Source organism: Pseudomonas sp. B111, assembly GCF_026428275.1.
Taxonomy (GTDB): domain Bacteria; phylum Pseudomonadota; class Gammaproteobacteria; order Pseudomonadales; family Pseudomonadaceae; genus Pseudomonas; species Pseudomonas aeruginosa.
On sequence record NZ_CP097857.1, the window covers coordinates 5,302,761 to 5,320,745 of the forward strand.

17 protein-coding genes are annotated in these 17,985 nt (G+C 66.4%); 7 read left to right on the forward strand and 10 right to left on the reverse strand.

Annotated features, from left to right (window positions below; all coding sequences use genetic code 11):
• Positions 1 to 8: 8 nt before the first annotated feature.
• The 6 genes from M6E97_RS24535 to M6E97_RS24560 all read right to left on the reverse strand — a co-directional run bounded on the left by M6E97_RS24535 (position 9) and on the right by M6E97_RS24560 (position 5,373).
• Positions 9 to 602 carry a MarC family protein gene (locus M6E97_RS24535; protein ID WP_003102836.1) on the reverse strand — a complete coding sequence of 198 codons (594 nt, stop codon included), beginning with the start codon at positions 600 to 602 and terminating at the stop codon, positions 9 to 11.
• A 117-nt stretch (positions 603 to 719) separates the two neighbouring features.
• A complete protein-coding gene (gene dgcP / locus M6E97_RS24540; protein WP_033938249.1) occupies positions 720 to 2,735 on the reverse strand; it encodes a diguanylate cyclase DgcP in 2,016 nt (671 codons plus the stop codon).
• Positions 2,732 to 3,610 (reverse strand): endonuclease/exonuclease/phosphatase family protein, encoded by an 879-nt coding sequence (locus M6E97_RS24545; protein WP_003096975.1) that lies wholly within the window; start codon positions 3,608 to 3,610, stop codon positions 2,732 to 2,734. Before M6E97_RS24545 ends, dgcP begins: the two co-directional genes overlap by 4 nt.
• Before the next feature lie 15 nt (positions 3,611 to 3,625).
• A complete protein-coding gene (gene dsbA, locus M6E97_RS24550) occupies positions 3,626 to 4,261 on the reverse strand; it encodes a thiol:disulfide interchange protein DsbA (RefSeq protein WP_003096976.1) in 636 nt (211 codons plus the stop codon).
• Between the two features lie 167 nt (positions 4,262 to 4,428).
• Entirely contained in the window at positions 4,429 to 5,034 is a 606-nt protein-coding gene (locus M6E97_RS24555) for a c-type cytochrome (protein WP_003102831.1), read from the reverse strand.
• 45 nt (positions 5,035 to 5,079) lie between these two features.
• Positions 5,080 to 5,373 carry a c-type cytochrome gene (locus M6E97_RS24560; protein WP_003096979.1) on the reverse strand — a complete coding sequence of 98 codons (294 nt, stop codon included), beginning with the start codon at positions 5,371 to 5,373 and terminating at the stop codon, positions 5,080 to 5,082.
• Between the two features lie 183 nt (positions 5,374 to 5,556).
• On the opposite strand from M6E97_RS24560, the gene yihA reads away from it, so the two are divergent.
• The gene (gene yihA / locus M6E97_RS24565) at positions 5,557 to 6,204 is read left to right on the forward strand and encodes a ribosome biogenesis GTP-binding protein YihA/YsxC (RefSeq protein ID WP_003096980.1); all 648 of its coding nucleotides are present in this window, start codon (positions 5,557 to 5,559) and stop codon (positions 6,202 to 6,204) included.
• A 263-nt stretch (positions 6,205 to 6,467) separates the two neighbouring features.
• Here the strand turns inward: yihA and polA are convergent, their stop codons facing one another.
• The gene (gene polA / locus M6E97_RS24570) at positions 6,468 to 9,209 is read right to left on the reverse strand and encodes a DNA polymerase I (protein WP_003122330.1); all 2,742 of its coding nucleotides are present in this window, start codon (positions 9,207 to 9,209) and stop codon (positions 6,468 to 6,470) included.
• 77 nt (positions 9,210 to 9,286) lie between these two features.
• On the opposite strand from polA, the gene M6E97_RS24575 reads away from it, so the two are divergent.
• Both M6E97_RS24575 and M6E97_RS24580 read left to right on the forward strand, forming a co-directional pair.
• Positions 9,287 to 9,577: a DUF2782 domain-containing protein gene (locus M6E97_RS24575; protein WP_003096984.1), complete on the forward strand. Its 291-nt coding sequence runs from the start codon at positions 9,287 to 9,289 to the stop codon at positions 9,575 to 9,577.
• A gap of 33 nt (positions 9,578 to 9,610) precedes the next feature.
• Positions 9,611 to 10,561, forward strand: a complete 951-nt coding sequence (locus M6E97_RS24580) for a homoserine kinase (RefSeq protein ID WP_003110565.1) — start codon at positions 9,611 to 9,613, stop codon at positions 10,559 to 10,561.
• 396 nt (positions 10,562 to 10,957) lie between these two features.
• Here the strand turns inward: M6E97_RS24580 and M6E97_RS24585 are convergent, their stop codons facing one another.
• The 3 genes from M6E97_RS24585 to znuA form a co-directional block, all read right to left on the reverse strand.
• The gene (locus M6E97_RS24585; protein WP_003096987.1) at positions 10,958 to 11,647 is read right to left on the reverse strand and encodes a hypothetical protein; all 690 of its coding nucleotides are present in this window, start codon (positions 11,645 to 11,647) and stop codon (positions 10,958 to 10,960) included.
• Positions 11,648 to 11,663: 16 nt separating this feature from the next.
• Positions 11,664 to 13,868 (reverse strand): adenosylcobalamin-dependent ribonucleoside-diphosphate reductase, encoded by a 2,205-nt coding sequence (locus M6E97_RS24590; RefSeq protein ID WP_003122328.1) that lies wholly within the window; start codon positions 13,866 to 13,868, stop codon positions 11,664 to 11,666.
• Positions 13,869 to 13,977: 109 nt separating this feature from the next.
• Positions 13,978 to 14,910, reverse strand: a complete 933-nt coding sequence (gene znuA / locus M6E97_RS24595) for a zinc ABC transporter substrate-binding protein ZnuA (RefSeq protein ID WP_019485145.1) — start codon at positions 14,908 to 14,910, stop codon at positions 13,978 to 13,980.
• Positions 14,911 to 14,979: 69 nt separating this feature from the next.
• On the opposite strand from znuA, the gene zur reads away from it, so the two are divergent.
• The 4 genes from zur to M6E97_RS24615 are packed head-to-tail and all read left to right on the forward strand — an operon-like array spanning position 14,980 to position 17,903.
• The gene (gene zur / locus M6E97_RS24600) at positions 14,980 to 15,483 is read left to right on the forward strand and encodes a zinc uptake transcriptional repressor Zur (RefSeq protein WP_003096992.1); all 504 of its coding nucleotides are present in this window, start codon (positions 14,980 to 14,982) and stop codon (positions 15,481 to 15,483) included.
• Positions 15,483 to 16,292, forward strand: coding sequence for a zinc ABC transporter ATP-binding protein ZnuC (gene znuC, locus M6E97_RS24605; protein ID WP_003099732.1), 810 nt, complete (start codon positions 15,483 to 15,485; stop codon positions 16,290 to 16,292). Before zur ends, znuC begins: the two co-directional genes overlap by 1 nt.
• Positions 16,285 to 17,073 carry a zinc ABC transporter permease subunit ZnuB gene (gene znuB, locus M6E97_RS24610; RefSeq protein WP_003096998.1) on the forward strand — a complete coding sequence of 263 codons (789 nt, stop codon included), beginning with the start codon at positions 16,285 to 16,287 and terminating at the stop codon, positions 17,071 to 17,073. Before znuC ends, znuB begins: the two co-directional genes overlap by 8 nt.
• Before the next feature lie 41 nt (positions 17,074 to 17,114).
• On the forward strand, positions 17,115 to 17,903 hold the full coding sequence (locus M6E97_RS24615; protein ID WP_003142141.1) for a PA5502 family lipoprotein: 789 nt from the start codon (positions 17,115 to 17,117) through the stop codon (positions 17,901 to 17,903).
• Positions 17,904 to 17,985 lie beyond the last annotated feature (82 nt).

The following is a 17,985-nucleotide window of genomic DNA, read 5'->3' on the forward strand; positions in this document are numbered from 1 at the left end:
CAGCGCGGTCAGGCGGCGATGTGCAACACGCTGCGCAGGTTGTCCAACAGCATATCGACGCTGAGCATGATCAGCAGCATGCCGGCCAGGCGCTCGATGGCGGTCAGTCCGCGCGGGCCGAGGAAACGCTGGAGGAACGCCGCCTGCAGCAGGATCAGCGCAGTAGCGGCCCAGGCCAGCACCACCGCCAGGTAAAGCTCCCACAGCGGACCGTCGAAGGTGGTGCGCAGGGTGATCAGCATCGCCAGCGCCGAGGGCCCGGCCACCGCCGGGGTGGCCAGGGGCACCAGCAGCGGCTCGCCGTCGGGCACTTCGCCGAGCAGCCCTTGGGGCGAGGGGAAGATCAGGCGCATGGCGATCACGAACAGGATGATGCCACCCGCGATCCCGGTCGCCTCGCGGGACAGGCCGAGGCCGCTGAGGATGTGCTCGCCGAGGGTGAGGAAGAGCAGCAGCAGGCCCAGGGCGAAGGCCAGCTCGCGAAACGCCACGCGCAGGCGGCGCCCGGGGGCGACGCCTTTCAGCGCGGCGAGGAACACAGCGATGTTGCCGAAGGGATCGGTGACCAGAAAGATCAGGACGGCGACGCCGAACATATCCATGGGAATTTCCAGAGCGGGACAGCCGGTCATTCTACCGGGCGGGACCATTCTAGCGAGCCGCGGCAACACCTGCAGGCGAGCCCGTCCCGAGTCGTCGGAATGTGCGCTGGTCGCCCTTCAGGCCACTTCCAGGCGGTCCCGGCCGGCGCGCTTGGCTCGATACAGCGCCTGGTCGGCGCGCTCGAAAACCACTTCGCCGGCCTCGTTGCCTTCGAACGCGGTGATGCCGGCGGAACAGGTGATGCTCAGGGGCTCGCCCTTGAAATGGAACGGACAGGCGGCGATCGCCGCGCGCAGCCGTTCGAGCAGTTGCCGGCCGGCTTCCAGGGACGTGGCCGGGAGCAGGACGACGAACTCCTCGCCGCCGAAACGGGCGATGAAATCGGCCTGCCGCAACCGTTTGCGCAATTCGCCGGCAATGATCTTCAGCACCTTGTCCCCGGCCAGGTGGCCGAAGTCGTCGTTGATCCGCTTGAAGTGGTCGATGTCCAGCACCGCCAGCAGCAGATCGCCGCCGTCCCGGTGCCGGCGCGCCACTTCCTGTTCCAGGCGCTCGCTGAGCGCCGCGCGGTTGGGCAGGCCGGTCAGCGGATCGGTCAGGGCTTTCTGTCGCTGGTCCTCCAGGTGGCTGTGGAACGCCTTGGCATCCTGCTCCATGCTGTTGACCCGCTCCATCAGCGCCTGCAGGCGGCCGGACACCTCCTGTTCGTGCTCGGCCTGTTCGCGCTGGTGTTCGTCCATGGAGGCGAGCAGGCCGTTCAGCCGGCTGTCCACCGCCAGCTTGAGGCTGTTCAGGTCGGTCGCCTGCTGCACGCTGGCCTGCAGGCCGCTGACCTGCTCACGCAGCGATTGGTCGAAGCCGCGCGCGTTGTCCAGCACGTCGGTATAGCCGGCGTGGGCGTCGCCCAGGTGGCCGAGGAAGCTTTCCAGGCGCTCGTTGAGTTGCCGCAGGTATTCCTCGAAGTCGCGCTGGCCACTGTCCGCCAGGGACAGCACCAGCACCGCCAGGTCGTCGAGTACCGGCACCAGCTCATACCAGTTCAGGCTGCCATCGATCCGCTCCCGCAGCGCCTCGGCCTGGGGCTGGTGGCTGCTCGGCAGGGACAGGCCGTCGAGCAGCCGCAGCAGGCTGGCCTCGATGTGCGGCGCCACCGCGCTGTAGCCGGGCTCCGGTATCGGCGGCGGCAGTTCGTAGGCCTCGTCTACCGCCTGCCCGTCGAGGTTATCCACAGGGGTGACCGGAGCTTCGGGCGCGCTTTCAACGTCCGCCAGCACTGCGGGCGGCGACTCCGCACCCGCGTCTTCCAGCGTCTCGCTAAAGCTCAGGCCTGCCGGTAGCGGCAGGCTGTCGAGCCAGATTTCCCGAGGCTCATCCAGCAGGATCTGGTTCGGCTCGCCACGCTCGGCGACCCCGACCCAACCCGCTGGCGCGCTTTCGATGGCGGCGACCCTGCTGGCGGGCAACGGCTGCGGCTGGCCGCCTGGCGCCTCGTCGTGCTCGGCGACCGGCAGGGACGGCGTGGCCGCCGCCGGTTGGATCGGTGTATTGCTTGCCGCCACAACGGACGGCACCGATGCGCTCGGCTCCGCGGCGGTTTCCGACTCCTTGCCGCCGAACAGGCGTTGCAACAGGCTCGGGCGACCGTCTTCGGCGTCGCCGCCCTTGCGCTCGGCCAGCGCCTGGCGTTGCAGCCTGCTCAGCTCGCTGAGCAGGATCGGAATCTCGCGCGACTGCCGGGCGCGCTCCTCGATATCGCGGGCGAACTGCTTCAGCGGCTTGCGCAGTTCCCGCGGCAGGTTCAGGGCCAGCAACTGCTGGGCCAGTTCGCCGAGGGCATCGATGTTCTGCTGGGTGCGTTGCTGGCGGCGTTGTTCGGAGTCGAGCACGGCCTTTTCCAGGCGCGGAATCAGGCCCGACAGGCCGGCGTCCATGTCGTCGCGACGGAGGATCTCGCGCAGCTCCTTCATGCACTGGTCGACCGCCTTGTCGCTGCCTTCGGCCGCCAGACTGCTACGCACCAGGCCGCGACGCAGCAGGTCGATGCGGGCATCCCAGCGCCGTTGCAGGCGCTCCTGCTGCTCGATGTTCTCCAGGTACTTGTCTTTCCAGCGCTGGACGTCGTCGCGACTCATGGCGGACTCCCGGCATCCCCGCGCACGACCAAGGCCTTGTCGCGCAGGTTGTCCGGCAGGCGAATCTCCACCGATACCGGCAGATGGTCGGAGATCGGCTGGTCGAGCACGTCGACCCGCTCGAGAGCGAGATCGGAACTGAGCAGGATATGGTCGAGATTGCGCTGCGGCCGCCAGCTGGGAAACGTCGCCTCGACCTGCGGCGCCATCAGGCCGAGGTCGCGCAGGGGCGAGTTTTCCAGAAGATCGACGGCGTGGGTGTTCATGTCGCCCATCAGCACCTGGTGGCGGTAGTCGCCAATCAGCTCGCGGATATAGGCGAGCTGGCGAGTGCGGGTGCGAGCGCCGAGAGCGAGATGCATCATCACTACCACCAGCGCGTCGGCGCCTTCGCCAAAGCGCACGAAGATCGCGCCGCGCCCCGGCGGACCGGGCAACGGATGATCTTCCAGCAGGGTCGGCCGCCAGCGGCTGAGCAGGCCGTTGCTGTGCTGGGCGATACGCCCGAGGTTGCGGTTGAGCTGCTGGTACCAGTAGGGGAACGCCCCCAACTGGGCCAGGTGCTCGACCTGGTTGACGTAGCCGGAACGCAGGCTGCCGCCGTCGGCTTCCTGGAGGGCGACGAGATCGTAGTCGGCGAGCAGTTCGCCGATCCGCTTCAGGTTGGTCGCCCGCCCCGCGTGGGGCAGCAGGTGCTGCCAACCGCGGGTCAGGTAGTGGCGGTAGCGCTCGGTGCTGATACCGACCTGGATGTTGAAGCTGAGAAGGCGCAGGCGGCCGTCGTCGGGCAGCTCCCGCGAATCGTCACAGGAGGGGTTCACTCGCGGGTCGCAGCTGCCTGCGACCCGAGGTTCACGCTGCCAGCGGCGCAACATGCCGAATCACCTTGCCTACTTCTTGGCCGCTGCGCGCTCTTTCTCGATCAGGTAGTCGGCCAGCTTGAGGGTTTCCTCCGGACCACCGGCGGAGCCGATGTCGAAGCGGTATTTGCCATTGACCACCATGGTCGGTACGCCGGTGACCTGGTAGGCCATCGCCAGCTTCTTGGCCTTTTCCATCTGGCCCTTGATGGCAAAGGAATTATAGGTGCTCAGGAATTTTTCCTTGTCCACGCCCTTGCCGGCGAGGAAATCGGCCATCTCTTCCGGAGTGGCGAGCTTCTTGTGCTCCTTGTGGATCGCCTCGAACACGGCGTTGTGGACGTCATGCTCGACGCCCATGCTTTCCAGGGTCAGGAACATCTGCCCATGGACGTTCCAGATACCGCCGAACAGGGCAGGCAGGCGCACGAAATGGACATCTGCCGGCAGCTTCTCGCTCCACGGCACGATGGTCGGCTCGAACGCGTAGCAATGCGGGCAGCCATACCAGAACAGTTCCACCACTTCGATCTTGCCCGGCTGGGACACCGGCACCGGGCTGCTCAGCTCGACGTATTCCTTGCCGGCGGTATAGTCGTCGGCCTGGGCGGCCATGCCGAACAGGCTGGCCATGGCCAGCATGGCGGTGAGAATCAGGTTACGCATCGTTCACTCCTAGGCGAGGTCAGTGCCGCTCTCCGGCCGGGTTCGGCCCGGTCAGTTCGACCGGGGGGAGCGGTCACGGGTTCCAGCATTGTAGCGATGGCGGACGCAAAAAAGGGCAGCCGAGGCCACCCTTTTTCATACATCTTTTTTGCCGTGCTACGCAGCGATCAGTGCAGACCCTGGATGTAGCTGGAAATCGCGGCGATGTCCTTGTTCGACAGCTTGGCGGCGATGGACTGCATGATCTTGGTGTCGCCGTCGTTGGTGCGGGTGCCTTCGCGGAAGTCGGTCAGCTGCTTGGCCACGTAGGTCGCGTGCTGGCCGCCCAGGTGCGGGAAACCGGCGGTTGCGATGCCGACGCCGCTCGGGGAATGGCAACCGGTGCAGGCCGGCATGCCTTCGGCGATCTTGCCGCCGCGGAACAGCGCTTCGCCCTGGGCCACCAGGTTCGGATCGGCCATGCCGACGCTCATCTTCTGGCTGGCGAAGTAGGCGGCGATGTCGGCCAGGTCCTGGTCGCTGAGGTTGGTCAGCAGGCCGGTCATTTCCAGCACGGTACGCTTGCCGTCCTTGATGTCATGCATCTGCTTGAGCAGGTAACGCTCGCCCTGGCCGGCCAGTTTCGGGAAGTTCGGCGCCGGGCTGTTGCCATCCGCACCGTGACAGGCGCCGCATACCGCGGCTTTCGCCTGGCCCGCGGCGGCATCGCCAGCGGCATGGGCAAGGCCGGTCAGACCCAGGGTCAACAGCAGACTCACGAGAAGTTTGTTCATCAGCTAATCCAATTACGGCTAAGGGTGAAAGATAGTGGGCTTCGGCTACTTCTTCACCATCCACTGGATGGTTGCCTGGTAGTCTTCGGCACTGCAGTCGGTGCACAGGCCGCGGGGCGGCATGGCGTTGAATCCGTTGGTCACATGCTGGACCAGGGTCGGCATGCCCTTGGCCAGCCGCGGCTCCCAGGCGGCATGGTCGCCCTTTTTCGGCGCCATCGGCAGCTGGCCGTCGTGACACGCGCCACAGGTCCGGTTGAACACTGCTTCCGGGTCCTGCGCCGCCTGCGCCGTAACGGCCACCGCAACGACTGTCGCTGCGAGCAGCAGTTTCTTCATGATCGTCCTCATCAGGGGGAACGCCCGCGTTCTACCGCGCGGAAAATGCTCTGTCCGTTCCCGCGCGCGCTCGACCCTGGGGGATAAAGCGCACACAAAATCCGCGGCATTATATACTTCCGATACCGAAACGGAAACGAAACAGCCCCCCGCGACACCGAGTCGCACCCCTGTGGATAACCCATGTCAGAGAAGAACCCCATCGTCGGCCTGTGCCAGAAGGCCAGCTTTCTCATCAGTGCCGCCCAGGTCGACCAGTGCCCCCCCGACGAAGGCCTGGAAGTCGCTTTCGCCGGGCGCTCCAATGCCGGCAAGTCGAGCGCGCTGAACACCCTCACCCACGCCAACCTGGCGCGCACCTCGAAAACCCCGGGACGTACCCAACTGCTCAATTTCTTCGCCCTGGACGACTCGCGGCGCCTGGTGGACCTGCCCGGCTACGGCTACGCGAAGGTGCCGATCCCCCTGAAGCAGCACTGGCAGCGCCACCTGGAAGCCTACCTGAGCAGCCGCGCAAGCCTGGCCGGGGTGTTCCTGATGATGGACATCCGCCATCCGCTCACCGACTTCGACCGACTGATGCTGGATTGGGCACAGGCCAGCCAGCTGCCGATCCATGTGCTGATGACCAAGGCCGACAAGCTGGCCTTCGGCGCGGCCAAGAACGCCCTGCTCAAGGTACGCCGGGAAGTCCAGCAAGGCTGGGGCGACGTCGCCACCCTGCAACTGTTCTCCGCGCCCAAGCGCCAGGGCGTCGACGAGGCGCAAATGGTCCTGGCGCAATGGCTGGGCCTGCTGGACGAGGAACAAGAGGCGTTCGAGGAAGCCTGAATTCCAGGCAAAAAAAACCCCGAGCTTCGTATGGGGAGGGGGAAGTTCGGGGTTCAAGTCCGGACCGCTAGGGCGGGGTCCAGGAATCTGCCAACACTAAACACTGCAAAGGAGCATCGAAGGGCTCAAGAAGCCATTCGTGTGTTCTGACTGTCGGCAAAACGGGAAAGTTCAGCGCACCGCGAAAAACTTTTCCACGGCACCCTCACCGGGCACTCCGGACCTGCTCGCAAGGCCCGCCACACGGGCCTCGCAACCGTTCATCAGTGGGCTTCGTCCCAGTTCGAACCGACACCCGCCTCGACCACCAGCGGTACGTCCAGGGTCGCCGCACCGCTCATCAACGGGCGGATTCCCTCGCGCACCTGCTCGACCAGGTCCTCGCGCACTTCCAGCACCAGTTCGTCGTGCACCTGGAGGATCACCCGGGCATCGAGGCCGCTTTCCTGCAGCCAGTTATCCACAGCGACCATGGCGCGCTTCATGATGTCCGCCGCGGTGCCCTGCATCGGCGCGTTGATCGCGGTGCGCTCGGCGGCCTTGCGCATGGCACCGTTCTTCGAATGGATCTCCGGCAGGTACAGGCGACGGCCGAACAGGGTTTCGACGAAGCCCTGCTCCGCGGCCTGGGCGCGGGTCCGTTCCATGTACGCCAGGACGCCGGGGTAGCGGGCGAAGTAACGGTCGATGTAGGCCTGGGCCTCCTTGCGCTCGACGCCGATCTGCTTGGCCAGGCCGAAGGCGCTCATGCCGTAGATCAATCCGAAGTTGATCGCCTTGGCGCTGCGTCGCTGGTCGCCGCTGACGTCTTCCAGCGGCACGCCGAAGACTTCCGCCGCGGTGGCGCGGTGTACGTCCAGGTCGTGGCGGAAGGCATCCAGCAGGCCGTCGTCCTTGGCCAGGTGGGCCATGATCCGCAGCTCGATCTGCGAGTAGTCCGCGGCCAATAGCTTGTAGCCCTGCGGCGCGACGAACGCCTGGCGGATGCGCCGGCCCTCCGCGGTGCGGATCGGGATGTTCTGCAGGTTCGGGTCGCTCGACGACAGCCGCCCGGTAGCCGCCACCGCCTGGTGGTATGAGGTATGGATGCGCCCGGTGCGCGGGTTGATCTGCTCGGGCAGGCGGTCGGTGTAGGTGCTCTTGAGCTTGCTCATGGAGCGGTACTGCATGATCACCTTGGGCAGCTCGAAGTCCTGCTCGGCCAGTTCGGCGAGCACCGCCTCGGCGGTGGACGGCTGGCCGGTCGCGGTCTTGCTCAGCACCGGCAGGCCGAGCTTGTCGTAGAGGATCGCGCCGAGCTGCTTGGGCGAGCCGAGGTTGAATTCCTGCCCCGCCAGGTCGTATGCCTGGCGCTCCAGGGCGACCATCTTCTCGCCCAGTTCGCGGCTCTGGATGCCCAGCAGGTTGGCGTCGACCAGCGCGCCGTTGCGCTCGATCCGCGCCAGCACCGGTACCAGCGGCATCTCGATGTCGGTCAGGACCCTGGCCAGGGACGGGATCGCCTCCAGCTTCTGCCACAGGGCCTGGTGCAGGCGCAGGGTCACGTCGGCGTCCTCCGCCGCATAGGGCCCGGCCTGTTCGATGGCGATCTGGTCGAAGGTCAGTTGCTTGGCGCCCTTGCCGGCGATGTCCTCGAAACGGATGGTGCTGTGGCCGAGGTACTTCAGGGCCAGGCTGTCCATGTCGTGGCGAGTGGCGGTGGAGTCCAGCACATAGGACTCGAGCATGGTGTCGTAGGCTACGCCCCGCAGCGCGATGGGGGTGCTGGCATTGGCCAGGACATTGATGTCGTACTTGGCATGCTGGCCGACCTTGAGCTTCTTCGGATCCTCCAGCAGCGGTTTCAACGCACGCAGCACCGCGTCACGGTCCAGTTGCTCGGGAACGCCCATGTAGCTGTGGGCCAGCGGCACGTAGGCGGCCTCGCCCTCCTTCACGGCGAAGGACACCCCCACCACCTGCGCCTGCTGGGCGTCGATGCTGGTGGTCTCGGTATCGAAGGCGATCAGCTCGGCCTCCTCCAGCTTCTTCAGCCAGGCGTCGAACCCGGCCTGGTCGAGCACCACGTCGTAGTCGACCTCGGCCTGGATAGGCGTTTCCGCCTCGCCGTTCTCGCCGGCCTCCTTGGCCTCGCGCAGGAGGTCGTCCAGCCAGTTCTTGAACTCCAGCTCGCGGTACAGGGCGATCAGCGCTTCGCGCTGCGGCTCGCCGGGATACAGCTTGTCGATCTCCACGTCCAGTTCGACGTCGGTCTTGATGGTCGCCAACTGATAGGACAGGAACGCCTGCTCGCGATTTTCCTCGAGCTTCGCCGGCAAACCCTTGGCGCCGCGGATCGGTAGCTCGGGCACCTTGTCCAGGCTGGCGTAGAGCACCTCCAGGCCGCCACCGACGCCGGTCAGCAGGCCCAGCGCGGTTTTCTCGCCGACGCCGGGAACGCCGGGGATGTTGTCGACCTTGTCGCCCATCAGGGCGAGGAAATCGATGATCAGCTCAGGACCGACGCCGAATTTCTCTTTCACGCCATCCACGTCGAGGCGGCTACCGGTCATGGTGTTGACCAGCGTAATGTGCCCGTCGACCAGTTGCGCCATGTCCTTGTCGCCGGTGGAAATCACCACCGGGCGGTCAGCCGCGGCGCTGCTGCGCGCCAGGGTGCCGATCACGTCGTCGGCCTCGACCCCCTCCACGCACAGCAGCGGCAGGCCGAGGGCGCGGACGCTGGCATGCAGCGGCTCGACCTGGACCCGCAGGTCGTCGGGCATCGACGGCCGGTTGGCCTTGTACTCGGCGAACAGCTCGTCGCGGAAGGTCGGGCCCTTGGCGTCGAAGACCACCGCGAACGGGCTGTCCGGGTACTGCTTGCGCAGGCTCAGGAGCATGTTCAGCACGCCCTTCACCGCACCGGTGGGCTTGCCGGTCGAGGTGGTCAGCGGCGGCAGGGCATGGAAGGCGCGGTACAGGTACGAGGAACCGTCCACCAGGACGAGGGGCGCTTGGCTCATGAGGGGAATCAACCTTTTCCGGAGACCAGGGCGTGTAGAATGAACCCTGGACGATTCGATAAAGGAGCAAGGTTACCATGCGTACGCTGAACCGCTTGATGCTCGCCGGACTGCTGGCGTTCGCCCCGCTCGTCGCGATGGCGGCGGACGACGACGCGCCCTCCGGCGAGCCCGACGTAACCATCCGCCAGGAGGGCGACAAGACCATCCAGGAATACCGCGTGAATGGCTTCCTCTACGCCATCAAGGTGGTTCCCAAGCATGGCAAACCCTATTTCCTGGTCCGCGCCGACGGCAGCGATGGCAACTTCATTCGCTCCGACCAGCCGGACAAGCTGATTCCACAATGGGAGATCTTCAGCTGGTGATGTGCACTTCCAACCTGGCGAGGCCGCGCTGACATGTCGGTGTTCACCCCACTCGAACGCTCGACCCTGGAAGCCTTCCTCGCCCCCTACGACCTGGGCCGCCTGCGGGATTTCCGTGGCATCGCCGAAGGCTCCGAGAACAGCAACTTCTTCGTCAGCCTGGAACACGGCGAGTTCGTCCTGACCCTGGTCGAGCGCGGCCCGGTGCAGGACCTGCCGTTCTTCATCGAACTGCTCGACGTGCTCCACGAGGACGGCCTGCCGGTGCCCTACGCCCTGCGCACCCGCGACGGCGAGGCCCTGCGCCGTCTCGAAGGCAAGCCGGCGCTGCTGCAACCGCGCCTGGCCGGCCGCCACGAGCGGCAGCCGAACGCCCACCACTGCCAGGAAGTGGGCGATCTGCTCGGCCACCTTCACGCCGCCACCCGCGGGCGCATCCTCGAACGCCCCAGCGACCGTGGTCTGCCCTGGATGCTGGAACAAGGTGCCAACCTCGCCCCGCGACTACCGGAACAGGCCCGCGCCCTGCTCGCCCCGGCCCTGGCGGAGATCGCCGCGCTGGATGCCGAGCGCCCTGCGCTGCCGCGCGCCAACCTGCATGCCGACCTGTTCCGCGACAACGTGCTGTTCGACGGCCCGCACCTGGCCGGTCTGATCGACTTCTACAACGCCTGCTCCGGCTGGATGCTCTACGACCTGGCGATCACCCTGAACGACTGGTGCTCCAATGCCGACGGCAGCCTGGACCCGGCCCGCGCCCGCGCCCTGCTCGCCGCCTACGCCAACCGCCGGCCGTTCACCGCGCTGGAAGCCGAGCACTGGCCGAGCATGCTGCGGGTTGCCTGCGTGCGCTTCTGGCTGTCGCGACTGATCGCCGCCGAGGCGTTCGCCGGACAGGACGTGCTGATCCATGATCCGGCGGAGTTCGAGATGCGCCTGGCGCAACGGCAGAACGTGGAGATTCATTTGCCGTTTGCGTTATAGGCAGGAACCGCAGGAGTACGGCCGTCCTGCGGCCGCTCGCCCTTCAAAACCCATGCGGTTTGGCGTCTTGGGTGAAGCCGAGTTGACATCCTGTCGAGGCCTCGTCGTTCAGCCCACCCCCGGCCCGGCCATCCTGGCCGGTCGTTCGCCCTTCAAAACGCATGCGGTTCGGCGTCTTGGGTAAGGCCGAGCTGACATCCTGTCGAGGCCTCGTCGTTCAGCCTACCCCCGGCCCGGCCATCCTGGCCGGTCGTTCGCCCTTCAAAACGCATGCGGTTCGGCGTCTTGGGTAAGGCCGAGCTGACATCCTGTCGAGGCTTCGTCGTTCAGCCCACCCCCGGCCCGGCCATCCTGGCCGGTCGTTCGCATTGAAAAACGCATGCGTTTTTCAAGTGCTCACCCACATTTCGAGTGTCCGCAGTTGAGGCAGGTGGCGCAGCCGTCCATCTGTACCACCGCCATGCTGTTGCACTTGCCGCACAGTTGCGCGCCGGCGGGGAAGCCTTCGCCCGGCTCGACCTTGCTGGTGCCCTGGGCGGCCTCGTAGGCGGCGCGTTTTTCCGCGAGGAAAAGGCGCTGTTCCTCGTCCAGTTCAGGGCCACGCAAGAGGCCGATGGCCGTCAGGTGGCGCTCCAGCACGCCGCCGATCTCGGCGACGATGGAAGGCATGTAGATGCCGCCTTTCTTCAGGTAGCCCCCGCGCGGGTCGAATACCGCCTTGAGTTCCTCGACAAGGAAGGTGCAGTCGCCGCCCTTGCGGAAAACCGCGGACATGATGCGGGTAAGTGCGACGATCCACTGGAAATGATCCATGTTCTTCGAGTTGATGAAGATCTCGAAGGGACGCCGCTGCTCGTGCGCCGTGCCCGCATTGAGGACCATGTCGTTGATGGTCACGTAGAGCGCGTGCTCGAACAGCGGCGACTTGATCTTGTAGGTGGCGCCGATCAGGGTATCCGGGCGCTCCAGGGTCTCGTCCATCTGCACCACCGACGCGGCTTCCGCGGCGGCGGCAAGGGCCTGCTCCTCGGCTTCGTTGACGACCTTGAAGCCCTTGATCTTCTGCGTGATCTTGACTGCTGACATATCGATTCCCCCGGCCTCAGTACTTGCCGTAATAGCCTTCTTTCAAGGCGTCGAAGAGGTTGGCGGCGGTATGGATCTCACCGTCGTACTCGACCTGCTCGTTGCCCTTGAACTCCACCACGCTGCCGTCCTCCAGTTCGAAGCGGTAGCGGGTCTTCTCCAGGTCGGACTCCTTGACCAGCACGCCCTGGAACGCCTCGGGATTGAAGCGGAAGGTGGTGCAGCCCTTGAGTCCCTGGTGCCAGGCGTAGCGGTAGATGTCCTTGAAGTCCTCGAACGGGTAGTCGGTGGGCACGTTGGCGGTCTTCGAGATCGACGAATCGACCCACTTCTGCGCCGCCGCCTGGATGTCCACGTGCTGCGCCGGGGTGACGCTGTCGGCGGTGATGAAGTAGTCCGGCAGGCGTCGCGCCGGGTCGTCGCTGTCCGGCAGGGCCTGGGCGTTGACCAGGGTCCGGTAGGCCAGCAGCTCGTAGCTGTAGACCTCGACCTTTTCCTTGGTCTTGCGGCCTTCGCGGATCAGGTTGCGCGAATAATGGTGGGCGAAGCTCGGCTCGATGCCGTTGGAGGCATTGTTGGCCAGGCTCAGGCTGATGGTCCCGGTCGGCGCGATGGAGCTGTGGTGGGTGAAGCGCGCGCCGGTTTCAGCCAACGCCTCGATCAGTTCCGGAGCATGTTCGGCAACCCGTTGCATGTAGCGGGAATACTTGGCGTGAAGCACGCTGCCGCGGATGCGGTCGCCGGCCTTATAGCCATCGGCGGCCATTTCCGGACGCTTGCGAAGCATTTCCGCAGTGACTTCGTAGTCCTGCGCCAGGATCGGCGCCGGGCCCTTCTCCCTGGCCAGCTCCAGGGCCACTTCCCAGCCCACCAGGGCCATTTCCCGCGCCACTTCCTCGGTGAATACGCAGGCCTCGGGACTGCCGTAGCGCAGCTTGAGCAGGGTCAGGGTCGAGCCCAGGCCGAGGAAGCCCATGCCATGCCGGCGCTTGCCAAGAATTTCCTGGCGTTGCTGTTCCAGCGGCAGGCCGTTGATTTCCACCACGTTGTCGAGCATCCGGGTAAACACCCGCACCACTTCGCGGAAACGGTCCCAGTCGAAGCGCGCCTCGTCGCCAAATGGCTGCTCGACGAAGCAGGTGAGGTTGACCGAACCGAGCAGGCACGAGCCGTACGGCGGCAGCGGTTGCTCGCCGCAGGGGTTGGTGGCGCGGATCGCCTCGCACCACCAGTTGTTGTTCAGTTCGTTGACCCGGTCGATGAGGATGAAGCCCGGCTCCGCATAGTCGTAGGTGGAGACCATGATCATGTCCCACAGGTGACGGGCGCGGACCTGGCCGTAGACCTTGCAGGCGACCAGCCCGTCGGCGCGCTGGACGTAGTCGTCCTGGATCGGCCATTCGCGCCAGACCACCGCGTTGGGGTCGTCGAGGTCGATCTCGTCGCGTTCCTTCACGTGCACGGGGAACACCAGCGGCCAGTCGGCGTCCTGTTCCACCGCCTGCATGAACTGGTCGGTGATCAGCAGGCTCAGGTTGAACTGGCGCAAGCGCCCGTCCTCGCGCTTGGCGCGGATGAATTCGCGGACGTCCGGGTGGCTGACATCGAAGGTGCCCATCTGCGCGCCGCGGCGGCCGCCTGCGGAGCTGACGGTGAAGCACATCTTGTCGTAGATGTCCATGAACGACAGCGGCCCGCTGGTGTAGGCACCGGCACCGGAAACGTAGGCGCCGCGCGGGCGCAGGGTGCTGAACTCATAGCCGATGCCGCAGCCGGCCTTGAGCGTCAGCCCGGCCTCGTGGACTTTCTCGAGGATGTTGTCCATGGAGTCCTGGATGGTCCCGGACACCGTGCAGTTGATGGTCGAGGTGGCCGGCTTGTGCCCCAGGGCGCCGGCGTTGGAGATGATCCGGCCGGCCGGGATGGCGCCGTTGCGCAGGGCCCAGAGGAAGCGCCCATACCAGTGTTCGCGGGAGGCCTTGTCCTCGACATCGGCGAGGGCGCGGGCGACGCGTTGCCAGGTACCGTCGACGCTGGCATCCACCGGCGTACCGTCCTTGCTCTTGAGCCGGTACTTCTTGTCCCAGATATCCTGCGACGCGTCCTGCAGGGCGATGGTCCCGCGTTCGGTGCGGGGACTGCGTGCGTCTGTCTTGGCCATCCGCTGATTAACCTCCCGATGGTTGTTGGGGCGTCCGAAGCCGGCCACCGTACGCAACATCTAGTTATCCGTACCTGACGGGAATCAATATCTTGTGTCAGGCAGCAACAGACAACCTTAGTCATCGGGACGCCGCGCGCAAGAGGGCGCGGCCATCAGTCACGGGTTTTCAGAGCTTTTCCAGACAGCCGGCAAATTCGCCTGCCAGGTTGTTCAGAAGATTCTCATAGCCGTTGGCGTCCACGGTCACGTTCACGCCCAGGTCGTCCAGTTCGGCCAGGCGCACCGGCAGGCCTTCGCTGAGGGTGTCGGCCAGCCGCGGTCGAAGCGGCGGCTCGCTGAAGATGCAGGCCGGACCGGCGGCCTTCAGCTGGGCGCGCATGGCGGCGACATGGCGTGCTCCCGGCTGGACCTCCGCGGATACCGCGAACACGCCGGTATGGCGCAACCCGTAGGCTTCCTCGAAATAGTCGAAGGCTTCGTGGAAGACGAAGAAAGGCTTGCCGGCAAGCTTGCCCAGGCGTTCGCGGAGTTTCCCGTCGAGCCCGCCGAGGCGCTCCTCGAAGGCCTTCAGGTTGGCCCGGTAGCGCCCGGCGTTGGCCGGGTCGACCTGGGCCAGGTCCTCGGCCATCCGCGCGGCGATGGTGCGGGCGTTGGCCGGCAACAGCCAGAGGTGGGCGTCGAGCATGCCGGGACGATGGTCATGGTCGTGCTCGTCGTGCTCGTCGTGCCCGGCATGCTCCTCTTCCTCGAAATTGACGAACTTGCGCAGGTGCATGCCCGGCAGGTCCTGCACCGCGACGCTGGTACCCTGGCGGCCGGCGAGCACCTTGGGCAGGAAGTTCTCCAGGTCCGGGCCGATCCAGTAGAACAATTGCACCTCGCGCAGCCGCCGTACGTCGGAAGGACGCAGGGCGTACTGGTGTGGTGAGGCGCCCGGCGGCAGCAGTACGTCCGGCTGGCCGACGCCGTCCTGAATGGCCGCGGCGACCAGTTGCAGCGGTTTGATGCTGGTCAGCACGCTGACCTCGGCGCGCGCCGGCGAAGCCAGCAGGAACAGGGCGAAGCAGGCGGACAGCAGGGCAAAGGGACGCAGGGTCACGGCGGCACTCACATGAAAGGTGGTTAGCGGGTAATATAATAACGTCTCTACCCTCGAGCGTCGCAGCCCATGTACAAGATTGCGCCCAAGACCCCGCTGGCCTGCCAGCCCCATGACCACAGCCAGTGCGTCAGCACCGCGCTGGCCGAGGCCGATGCGCTGTGCGCGCGCCAGGGCGTGCGCCTGACCGAACTGCGGCGGCGCGTGCTGGAACTGGTCTGGCAGAGCCACAAGCCGCTGGGGGCCTACGATATCCTCGCGGTGCTCAGCGAAACCGACGGCCGCCGCGCCGCGCCGCCGACCGTCTACCGCGCGCTGGACTTCCTCCAGGAGAACGGCCTGGTGCACCGCATCGCCTCGCTCAACGCATTCGTCGGCTGCAACAACCCGGAGCACAGCCACCAGGGCCAGTTCCTCATCTGCCGCACCTGCCACACCGCGATCGAGCTGGAACAGCCGGATATCAGCCGGGCCATCGTCGCCGGAGCGAACAGCGTCGGCTTCGCCGTTGAAAGCCAGACCGTCGAGGTGGTCGGCCTCTGCGGCACCTGCCGGGACCAGAAGGACGCCTGATGGACAACGCGCTGGTGCGGCTGACCCAGGTCGGCGTGTCCTTCAACGGCCAGGCGGTGCTGAGCGATGTCGACCTGGCCATCGAGCCCGGCCAGATCGTCACCCTGATCGGCCCCAACGGCGCCGGCAAGACCACCCTGGTACGCAGCGTGCTCGGCCTGCTCAAGCCGCACGTCGGCGAGGTCTGGCGACGGCCGCGGCTGACCATCGGCTACATGCCGCAGAAACTCCACGTCGACGCCACCCTGCCGCTCAGCGTACTGCGCTTCCTCCGCCTGGTACCCGGGGTCAGGCGCGAGCAGGCGCTGGCGGCGTTGCGCGAGGTCGGCGCGGCGCACGTGCTGGAGCGCCCGCTGCAAAGCATTTCCGGTGGCGAACTGCAACGCGTGCTGCTGGCCCGCGCTCTGCTGCGCAAGCCCGAGCTACTGGTGCTCGACGAGCCGGTGCAGGGCGTCGACGTCGCCGGCCAGGCCGAACTCTACCGCCTCATCGGCAAACTGCGCGACCGCTACGGCTGCGGTGTGCTGATGGTCTCCCACGACCTGCACCTGGTGATGAGCGCCACCGACCAGGTGGTCTGCCTGAACCGCCATGTCTGCTGCTCAGGGCACCCCGAGCAGGTCAGCGGCGACCCGGCCTTCGTCGAGCTGTTCGGCCAGGACGCTCGCAGCCTGGCGATCTACCACCACCACCACGATCACGCCCACGACCTCCACGGCGAGGTGGTCAAGGCCGGTCCCGGCGCCTTGCCTCCAGGCACCCGCTTCACTCCTGTCCACAAGCACGGCCCCGACTGCAACCATGGCTGACTTCCTGCTCAACGCCCTCCTCGCCGGCCTCGCCCTGGCCCTGGTGGCCGGCCCCCTGGGCTCCTTCGTGGTCTGGCGGCGGATGGCCTATTTCGGCGATACCCTGTCCCACGCCGCACTGCTCGGGGTAGCCCTGGGTTTCCTCCTCGATGTCAGCCCGACCCTGGCAGTGACCGTCGGCTGCGTGCTGCTCGCGGTGCTGCTGGTGACCCTGCAGCAGCGCCAGCCGCTGGCCGCCGACACCCTGCTGGGCATCCTCGCCCACAGCACCCTGTCGCTGGGCCTGGTCACCCTGAGCTTCATGAAGGAAGTGCGGGTCGACCTGATGGCCTACCTGTTCGGCGATCTACTGGCGGTGAGCGCCAGCGACCTGCTGTGGATAATCGCCGGCAGCGCGCTGGTCCTGGCACTGATCTGCTTCCTCTGGCGGCCGCTGCTGGCGATCACCGTGCACGAGGAACTGGCGAAGGTGGAAGGCCTGCCGGTCGGAGCGATCCGCCTGGCGCTGATGTTGCTGATCGCCATCGTCATCGCCGTGGCGATGAAGATCGTCGGCGTACTGCTGATCACCTCGCTGCTGATCATTCCCGCCGCCGCCGCCCAGCGCCATGCCCGCAGTCCCGAGCAGATGGCGGTCGGCGCCAGCCTGCTGGGACTGGTCGCGGTGTGCGCCGGCCTGGCCCTGTCCTGGTTCAAGGATACCCCCGCCGGCCCCTCGATCGTGGTCAGCGCCGCCGGCCTGTTCCTGCTGAGTTTTGTCCTGCCCCGCCGCACGGTGTAGAATCTGGCGATTTTTTGACCAAACGAGAACCCGCAGGAATGATGTCGTCCTTCTTTCGCCTGCTGTCCGTCCTGGCGGCGGCGCTGCTGGTCAGCGCCTGCCAGGGCAATGCGTCGTCGCAACCGACGCCGGTGGTCGCGCCCCAGGCGCAGCCCGCCGATCCCTATGCCGAACTGCAGGAAACCCTGGCCGCCGGCAAGCTCGAACAGGCCGAGCAACAATGGCTGGCCCTGCGCAGCGCAGCCGCCGGCGACGAGCGCGTCGAAGCATTCCGCCGCCAGTTGGCCGAGGCCTACATGCAGCGCGGGGAAACCGCGCTGCGCCAAGGAGACCTCAACACCGCCACCAGTGCCCTCGGCCATGCCCGCGGACTGATGCCCAAGGCGCCGGCGCTGACCGCCGGGCTGGACGGTGCGATCAACCGCGCCAAGGTCGATCCCGCCCGTGCCGAGCAGGCCCGACGCATGCAGCAGGCGGCCCAGCAGCAGATGCAGCAGATCATCCAGACGCCGCCCGACGGCGAGCTGAAGCCGCTGCCCGGCGCTCCCCACCTGATCGATCCGCAAGCGGCCAGCAGCGCCGTGCCCCTGCCGATGCTCGACGGCACCGGCCAGGGCGGCCTCGGTGCGGTGCTCGATGCGGTGGCCGCGGATGTCGTCGCCTACCGTTGCAGGGTGCATATCGAAGTGCGCCGGGACAGCGACTATCCGCTGGTTTCCGACCAGCTCCTGGCGCGGGTGAAGAAGCTCTCACCCGATTTCGACCTGCATCTCAGCCATGTCGTACAGGCCGACAAGCCGACCCGATTGATACTTACCCCCCGGAATTGAGGCCGGTCCAGTCCCGGCCACAGCAGAAAGCGCTTGTCGGGAGCGAGCCAGACGCTTATTCCATTTCAATGATTTTTCATCA

Coding starts and splice junctions, on each gene's coding strand:
- M6E97_RS24535 (WP_003102836.1), bottom strand. CDS start 602: ATGGATATGTTCGGCGTCGCCGTCCTGATCTTTCTGGTCACCGATCCC.
- dgcP (WP_033938249.1), bottom strand. CDS start 2,735: ATGAGTCGCGACGACGTCCAGCGCTGGAAAGACAAGTACCTGGAGAAC.
- M6E97_RS24545 (WP_003096975.1), bottom strand. CDS start 3,610: ATGTTGCGCCGCTGGCAGCGTGAACCTCGGGTCGCAGGCAGCTGCGAC.
- dsbA (WP_003096976.1), bottom strand. CDS start 4,261: ATGCGTAACCTGATTCTCACCGCCATGCTGGCCATGGCCAGCCTGTTC.
- M6E97_RS24555 (WP_003102831.1), bottom strand. CDS start 5,034: ATGAACAAACTTCTCGTGAGTCTGCTGTTGACCCTGGGTCTGACCGGC.
- M6E97_RS24560 (WP_003096979.1), bottom strand. CDS start 5,373: ATGAAGAAACTGCTGCTCGCAGCGACAGTCGTTGCGGTGGCCGTTACG.
- yihA (WP_003096980.1), top strand. CDS start 5,557: ATGTCAGAGAAGAACCCCATCGTCGGCCTGTGCCAGAAGGCCAGCTTT.
- polA (WP_003122330.1), bottom strand. CDS start 9,209: ATGAGCCAAGCGCCCCTCGTCCTGGTGGACGGTTCCTCGTACCTGTAC.
- M6E97_RS24575 (WP_003096984.1), top strand. CDS start 9,287: ATGCGTACGCTGAACCGCTTGATGCTCGCCGGACTGCTGGCGTTCGCC.
- M6E97_RS24580 (WP_003110565.1), top strand. CDS start 9,611: ATGTCGGTGTTCACCCCACTCGAACGCTCGACCCTGGAAGCCTTCCTC.
- M6E97_RS24585 (WP_003096987.1), bottom strand. CDS start 11,647: ATGTCAGCAGTCAAGATCACGCAGAAGATCAAGGGCTTCAAGGTCGTC.
- M6E97_RS24590 (WP_003122328.1), bottom strand. CDS start 13,868: ATGTTGCGTACGGTGGCCGGCTTCGGACGCCCCAACAACCATCGGGAG.
- zur (WP_003096992.1), top strand. CDS start 14,980: ATGTACAAGATTGCGCCCAAGACCCCGCTGGCCTGCCAGCCCCATGAC.
- znuC (WP_003099732.1), top strand. CDS start 15,483: ATGGACAACGCGCTGGTGCGGCTGACCCAGGTCGGCGTGTCCTTCAAC.
- znuB (WP_003096998.1), top strand. CDS start 16,285: ATGGCTGACTTCCTGCTCAACGCCCTCCTCGCCGGCCTCGCCCTGGCC.
- M6E97_RS24615 (WP_003142141.1), top strand. CDS start 17,115: ATGTCGTCCTTCTTTCGCCTGCTGTCCGTCCTGGCGGCGGCGCTGCTG.